Annotated in this window: 7 protein-coding genes; 4 read left to right on the top strand and 3 right to left on the bottom strand. The window is 37.5% G+C overall.

All coding sequences use genetic code 11. The annotated features are described in order from the left end of the window. Window positions 1-2: 2 nt before the first annotated feature. From tuf to crcB, 3 genes are all read left to right on the top strand, one after another. Window positions 3-1,187 carry an elongation factor Tu gene (gene tuf / locus AC979_RS07460; protein WP_049365036.1) on the top strand — a complete coding sequence of 395 codons (1,185 nt, stop codon included), beginning with the start codon at window positions 3-5 and terminating at the stop codon, window positions 1,185-1,187. Window positions 1,188-1,344: 157 nt separating this feature from the next. Further along, window positions 1,345-2,163, top strand: coding sequence for a Cof-type HAD-IIB family hydrolase (locus tag AC979_RS07465; RefSeq protein ID WP_049373650.1), 819 nt, complete (start codon window positions 1,345-1,347; stop codon window positions 2,161-2,163). Continuing rightward, the gene (gene crcB / locus AC979_RS07470) at window positions 2,164-2,559 is read left to right on the top strand and encodes a fluoride efflux transporter CrcB (RefSeq protein WP_049373652.1); all 396 of its coding nucleotides are present in this window, start codon (window positions 2,164-2,166) and stop codon (window positions 2,557-2,559) included. Here the strand turns inward: crcB and recX are convergent. From recX to AC979_RS07485, 3 genes are all read right to left on the bottom strand, one after another. Beyond that, a complete protein-coding gene (gene recX / locus AC979_RS07475; RefSeq protein ID WP_049373654.1) occupies window positions 2,534-2,986 on the bottom strand; it encodes a recombination regulator RecX in 453 nt (150 codons plus the stop codon). The two genes, crcB and recX, sit on opposite strands and share 26 nt — an antisense overlap. A 69-nt stretch (window positions 2,987-3,055) precedes the next feature. Beyond that, entirely contained in the window at window positions 3,056-4,111 is a 1,056-nt protein-coding gene (gene recA, locus AC979_RS07480) for a recombinase RecA (RefSeq protein WP_049373656.1), read from the bottom strand. Window positions 4,112-4,247: 136 nt separating this feature from the next. Next, complete coding sequence (locus tag AC979_RS07485) at window positions 4,248-5,090, bottom strand: patatin-like phospholipase family protein (RefSeq protein ID WP_049373658.1); 843 nt, start codon at window positions 5,088-5,090, stop codon at window positions 4,248-4,250. A gap of 227 nt (window positions 5,091-5,317) precedes the next feature. Here AC979_RS07485 and AC979_RS07490 point away from each other — a divergent pair, with 227 nt between their 5' ends. Beyond that, entirely contained in the window at window positions 5,318-5,986 is a 669-nt protein-coding gene (locus AC979_RS07490) for a TfoX/Sxy family DNA transformation protein (RefSeq protein WP_080971327.1), read from the top strand. Window positions 5,987-6,126 lie beyond the last annotated feature (140 nt).

Consider the following 6,126-nt stretch of genomic DNA (forward strand, 5'->3'; position numbering starts at 1 on the left):
AAATGTCTAAAGAAAAATTTGAACGTACAAAACCGCACGTAAACGTGGGTACAATCGGCCACGTTGACCACGGTAAAACAACTTTAACAGCAGCAATCACAACTGTATTAGCAAAACACTACGGTGGTGCAGCTCGTGCATTCGACCAAATCGATAACGCGCCAGAAGAAAAAGCGCGTGGTATCACCATCAACACCTCACACGTTGAATACGATACTCCAACTCGTCACTACGCACACGTTGACTGCCCAGGACACGCGGACTATGTTAAAAACATGATTACCGGTGCGGCGCAAATGGACGGTGCAATCTTAGTAGTAGCAGCGACAGATGGTCCAATGCCACAAACTCGTGAACACATCTTATTAGGTCGCCAAGTAGGTGTACCTTACATCATCGTATTCTTAAACAAATGCGACATGGTAGATGACGAAGAGTTATTAGAATTAGTAGAAATGGAAGTTCGTGAACTTCTTTCTCAATATGATTTCCCAGGTGACGATACTCCAATCGTACGTGGTTCTGCATTACAAGCATTAAACGGTGTTGCAGAATGGGAAGAAAAAATCCTTGAGTTAGCAAACCACTTAGATACTTACATTCCTGAACCAGAGCGTGCAATTGACCAACCGTTCCTTCTTCCAATCGAAGACGTGTTCTCAATTTCAGGTCGTGGTACAGTAGTAACAGGTCGTGTTGAGCGTGGTATCATCCGTACTGGTGATGAAGTTGAAATCGTTGGTATCAAACCAACATCGAAAACAACAGTAACTGGTGTTGAAATGTTCCGTAAATTACTTGACGAAGGTCGTGCAGGTGAAAACATCGGTGCATTATTACGTGGTACCAAACGTGAAGAAATCGAACGTGGTCAAGTATTAGCGAAACCAGGTTCAATCACTCCACACACTGACTTCGAATCAGAAGTTTACGTATTATCAAAAGATGAAGGTGGTCGTCACACTCCATTCTTCAAAGGTTACCGTCCACAATTCTATTTCCGTACAACTGACGTAACTGGTACAATCGAGTTACCAGAAGGCGTGGAAATGGTAATGCCTGGTGATAACATCAAAATGACAGTAAGCTTAATCCACCCAATCGCGATGGACCAAGGTTTACGTTTCGCAATCCGTGAAGGTGGCCGTACAGTAGGTGCAGGCGTTGTTGCGAAAATCATCAAATAATTGATGTATTAACTGTAACAAGTTAGATAAAGAAGGCGTATCGAAAGATACGCCTTTTTGTTTTTTATCAATGAATGTTGTTTTTATGATAGAAAGTGCGGTCAAAAATTGTGTTGTTTTGGTATGATACAGACTCATTTTTTATACAGGTGGTTTTATGCAACAACTTCCATTTAAAGCCGTTGTTTCTGATCTTGACGGTACATTACTCAATGCTAATCATGTAATTGGTGATTTTACAATTGAGATATTAAATAAATTAGAACAAAAAGGTGTTGATATTATTTTAGCGACAGGCCGTAATCACACGGATGTTTCTTCTATTTTAGGGAAGATTGGCGCGGAGCGTGCCGTAATGATTACTTCCAATGGCGCGCGAGTGCGAGATCTAAAAGGTAACCTTATTTATAGCAATAGTCTTCCAGAGGAAATCGTACTTGAGTTGTATAAAATTCCTTTTGATCGTACCAAGATTTGTATCAATACTTATCAAGATGATGGTTGGTTTATCAATATAGATGTGCCTGAATTAGCAAAATATCACAAGGATTCAGGTTTCATGTATGAGGTGGTTGATTTCACAAAACATCACGGAAGAGGAACTGAAAAAGTATTTTTTATTGCTCGTGACCCGAAAGATCTTGTAGAACTGGAAGATTATCTTAGAACACATTTTGGTGATAAAGCTACGATTGTTTATTCCGCTGTGACTTGCTTAGAGGTCATGAACAAAAATGTATCTAAAGGTGATGCACTAGCTCATCTATTAGAAAATAGAAATTATGGATTAAAAGATTGTATTGCTTTTGGTGATGGTCAAAATGATGTTGAAATGCTTTCTTTGGCTGGTAAAGGTTATGTGATGGCGAATGCTGATCCCCGTCTAAAAGAAGCTTGCCCCGAATTGGAAGAGATTGGGTTCAATAAAGACGAAGCGGTAGCCAAACATTTGGCGGAGCTTTTTGGTATCAAATAAATGTTTCAGTCAATCATTCTTGTGAGCACTGGTGCAGCCATCGGTGCATCCTTACGATGGGGATTAGGTCTTTGGTTGAATTCACTATTTAGCACAGTTGCATTTGGTACACTTGTGGCGAACTTTATTGGCTGTTTTTTGATGGGGATTTTAGTAGCCGCCTTTTGGTTATTTCCTCAATTTAGCCCTGAATGGCGATTATTCTTAGTGACTGGATTTCTTGGTGCTCTCACTACCTTTTCTTCTTTTTCAGGCGAAGTAATAGAACTCTTTTTTAAAGAAGAGTGGGTAAATGGATTGTTCGTTTTAGTTAGCCATTTAGTTGGTTGTTTAATTTTTACAGTATTAGGGATTTATTTCTTTAGGCTCATCAGTCTTCTATTCCATTTCCGATAAAATCGCTAAATTCTTCAGAATAAAATCCATGAGAGAGCATATACTGCCAAATTTTTTGTTTGCTTTTGATTGGTTGAGGTTCTGCATAATTAGGAAACTTTTTGTGTAGAACCTTTTCTGCTATTTCAATCCAATTAATTTCACTGTCTGCGAGAACTTCATTGATTACATCTGAAGATACACCTTTCAGTTGACGTAATTCTTGTTTGATACGATTTGCACCATACCCACGTTGCGAACGTGCGTGTAAATAATTTTCAGTAAATCGCTTATCATTTTGCCAGTTTTTTTTCTGACAGTAAGCAATCGTTTCATCGATCTCATCTTCTGTAAATGCTTTTTCCTGCATTTTATTGCGTAGTTCAAATTCGCTATATTCACGTCGAGCAAGTAAATTAACAACATAGCTCAAGGCAAGAGAAGACATAAAAATTCCTTTTAGGTGAAATACGGGTGAAATGAAAAGTGCGGTCAAAATTGACCGCACTTTTAGTGATTAGAAATCGCTTTCTGCGTCATCGTTAGATTGTTCAATGTCCGCCATTAATGCCTGTTCTGGATTGGCTACTAATTCAGCACGAAGCTTCGCTTCAAGTTCATCAGATTTAGCAGGGTTTTCGTTTAACCATTTCATTGCGTTAGCTTTACCTTGACCAATCTTTTCACCGTTGTATGCGTACCATGCACCAGATTTCTCAACTAGTTTGTGTTTAACACCGAGCTCAATTAATTCGCCAGCTTTCGAAATACCTTCTCCGTAAAGAATTTGGAAATCAACTTGGCGGAAAGGTGCGGCTAATTTGTTTTTGACTACTTTAACACGAGTTTCATTACCAATGACTTCATCTCCATCTTTAACTGAACCAGTGCGACGGATATCTAAACGCACAGAAGAGTAGAATTTCAGTGCGTTACCACCGGTTGTGGTTTCTGGGTTACCAAACATGACACCAATTTTCATACGAATTTGGTTAATGAAGATAACGAGACAGTTTGCATTTTTGATTTGGCCGGTTAATTTACGTAGCGCTTGAGACATTAAACGCGCTTGTAAACCCATGTGTGAATCACCCATTTCACCTTCAATTTCAGCTTTCGGGGTGAGTGCAGCGACCGAGTCTACGATGACGACATCTACAGCACCAGAACGTACTAATGCATCACAAATTTCAAGTGCTTGTTCACCGTTGTCTGGCTGGGAGACTAAGAGCTCTTTCACATCAACACCAAGTTTTGCTGCATAAATAGGATCAAGAGCATGCTCCGCATCGATAAACGCGCAGGTTTTACCGACTTTTTGTGCTTGAGCGATAACAGATAAAGTTAAAGTTGTTTTACCAGAAGATTCAGGTCCAAAAATTTCAACAATACGACCCATTGGTAAACCACCAATACCAAGGGCAACATCAAGACCTAAAGAACCCGTTGAAACAGATTCTACATCAAGGGCTTGAGTATCGCCCAATTTCATAATTGAGCCTTTACCGAATTGCTTTTCAATTTGACCAAGTGCTGCGGTGAGCGCTTTTTGCTTTTCTTCTTGAGTTGCCATATAAAACCTTCTTAAACAGAGTTATCTAAATTTGGCTAGATTATATCTGTATTGATGTACAGTATCAAGAGAAAATTTTTTCCTTGACGAAAAAATGTGAAGCAGATTCCAAACTTGATAAATAGTTTATTTAAAATCAACTTCTTAAGTATTTTTTTAGATCTTGAATTTGTGCTGAGAGAATTTTTTCACCCAGTTCATATACAGTTCTTATTTTGGTTTCATCTCGTTCTAATCGACCTATATTGAGCGGTACATTTGGACGGATCACAAAGATTTTATTTTGTTTTTCTAAACGAATGATTTCTTCTACTTGTTCATTATAAGTGCGGTAGCGATTTTCTAAGGTTTTAACTAAGTGTGGATATTTGCGATAAAAAAGCTTGAATAAAAAAGAAGAAGATTTTGTTTTACGGTAGTCGATAGGTTGGGTTAAAACAACGATGATTTTATCACAACCGAGCTCTTGTGCTTTTTTAAATGGAATACTATCAGCAATTCCACCGTCTAGATATTTTTGCCCATTGATTTCCACAAATTGCGAGACAAAAGGCATGGCCGAGGTTGCTCTGAAGTATTCCATTTCTTTGAAAACATTTTCGATTTTGAAATATTCAGCTTCACCATTCTCGATGTTTGTGGCAGCTAAATAGAAATCAATGTGAGATTTTTCAAATTCATTTTGATCAAAAGGGTCGAGATTAAAGGGGAGATCATAGAAAGCGAAGTCTTTATTGACAATGTTGCCTGTTGTAAAAAGGCTATGAAATCCCATGTACCGTTTATCTTTAAGATATTTTAGGTTATATCTCAACGCTCTTTCTTTTTGATTGGATGCATAATTTATGCCAAATAATGCCCCCGCAGAAACGCCAATAATTTTATCTATTTGAATGTTTTGTTCCATGAGTGCATCAAGAACGCCTGCTGTAAACATTCCTCTCATGCCGCCGCCTTCAAGAACGAGTCCTACTGTCATTTTTACTCCTGAATTCTAAAAAAATTCTAATGGTTAAATATTAAACTATAAGCTAGTTTTTTCTTATCTAGTTGTTTATCAATAAATAAATTTTGCATTTGCGATCTTTCTCACAAATTTGAAATTTTATATTCGTCACCTTTAACTGGTTATGATATAACCATTTTTGAGAAGTACTTCTTGGTATAGTCGTATGTGATTAACCTTAAGTAAGGAGGAGTTTTAAAATGAAAACTCTCATAATCCCAAATGATCATATCAGTAAAGTATGTGATTTGTTAAATCAACTTATCGGAGATGTAACAAGTAAAAATCTATTTACGGGATATGGCTTGTTTCATAAAGAAAAAGATATGTTTGCTGTTTGGGCCAACAATAAGGTTTACTTGCGCGCTAAGGATGAGCTTTCCATAAAGCTAAAAGGACTTGGATGTAAACCCTTTACAACAAATGAACTCAATAAGCGCTTTGTATTATCTGATTATTATGCTTTAACTGAAAGTATCTTGAAAGATAATGTCTTAATGAGAACCTTGATCATTCTTTCAATTACTCAAATAAGGAAGGAAAAACTCGATTCCGCGCTCTCTAAGATTGGACGGATTCGTGATTTACCGAATTTATCGGTTAAGTATGAACGAGCATTAAAGAAAGTTGGTATTGATAATGTCGATATTTTACGACAAATAGGTGCTGAAAATGCAATTGTTCGTTTGAAGAAAGCGGATATTGGTGCAACTGAAGCTTTTTATTGGCGACTTCGTGGCGCTTTAGAAAATCGTAATTGCGAGTTTTATACTGAAAAAGAGAAGGAAAGAGGCCTTAGTAAACTTAATGAAATACTTTCTGCAAATGGGTTTAGACGTTGTAAGCGGACCTTAAAAAAGGCTGAATAGCATTCATATAAAGGACTTAACGTTTAAAAAATCATCTATCGAAGAAATTTCTTAAAAAAGTGCTTGCGTGGATTTCAAAAATCCCTATAATGCACTCCACACAACGACGCGCTGTTGTGACTCTTAAGAAAAACCAGTGC

The sequence above is a fragment of the Parahaemophilus parainfluenzae genome (assembly GCF_001053575.1).
GTDB lineage: Bacteria > Pseudomonadota > Gammaproteobacteria > Enterobacterales > Pasteurellaceae > Haemophilus_D > Haemophilus_D parainfluenzae_S.

What these genes read in the sequence shown, in the direction of transcription:
- recA (WP_049373656.1), bottom strand. Translation starts at nt 4,111, where the DNA reads ATGGCAACTCAAGAAGAAAAGCAAAAAGCGCTCACCGCAGCACTTGGT.
- AC979_RS07485 (WP_049373658.1), bottom strand. Translation starts at nt 5,090, where the DNA reads ATGACAGTAGGACTCGTTCTTGAAGGCGGCGGCATGAGAGGAATGTTT.
- crcB (WP_049373652.1), top strand. Translation starts at nt 2,164, where the DNA reads ATGTTTCAGTCAATCATTCTTGTGAGCACTGGTGCAGCCATCGGTGCA.
- AC979_RS07490 (WP_080971327.1), top strand. Translation starts at nt 5,318, where the DNA reads ATGAAAACTCTCATAATCCCAAATGATCATATCAGTAAAGTATGTGAT.
- tuf (WP_049365036.1), top strand. Translation starts at nt 3, where the DNA reads ATGTCTAAAGAAAAATTTGAACGTACAAAACCGCACGTAAACGTGGGT.
- recX (WP_049373654.1), bottom strand. Translation starts at nt 2,986, where the DNA reads ATGTCTTCTCTTGCCTTGAGCTATGTTGTTAATTTACTTGCTCGACGT.
- AC979_RS07465 (WP_049373650.1), top strand. Translation starts at nt 1,345, where the DNA reads ATGCAACAACTTCCATTTAAAGCCGTTGTTTCTGATCTTGACGGTACA.